General features: G+C 47.7%; 1 tRNA gene and 2 rRNA genes. All 3 read right to left on the minus strand.

The features are described 5' to 3' along the window. Nucleotides 1-109: ribosomal RNA gene (gene rrf, locus ACTNEN_RS13395) — 5S ribosomal RNA — on the minus strand; the annotation flags it as partial. A gap of 3 nt (nucleotides 110-112) precedes the next feature. Then, nucleotides 113-186, minus strand: a tRNA-Ile gene (locus ACTNEN_RS13400). Between the two features lie 90 nt (nucleotides 187-276). Beyond that, nucleotides 277-344: ribosomal RNA gene (locus ACTNEN_RS13405) — 16S ribosomal RNA — on the minus strand; the annotation flags it as partial.

The raw sequence follows: 344 nt of genomic DNA on the forward strand, positions 1-344 counted from the left end.
CCACCTATGTTCCCACATCGTTACCAATGTAGTATTTTCGGCCGGCTACGTCTTAACCGTCGTGTTCGGGATGGGAACGGGTGTTACCCATAGCCGCATCAGCACCAGACAGTGGGACCAAGTGGACTCGAACCACCGACCTCACGCTTATCAGGCGTGCGCTCTAACCAGCTGAGCTATGGTCCCATGTCTTTTTATCTAATTACTACTATTTAATTATCAGAACCGATCGAATCAAGAATCGAATAACACACAGACCCTTACTTTTATCCTTAGAAAGGAGGTGATCCATCCCCACGTTCTCGTAGGGATACCTTGTTACGACTTCACCCCAGTTATTAGTC

The sequence above is a fragment of the Oribacterium sp. HCP28S3_H8 genome (assembly GCF_052064775.1).
In the GTDB taxonomy this organism is placed as follows: domain Bacteria; phylum Bacillota; class Clostridia; order Lachnospirales; family Lachnospiraceae; genus Oribacterium.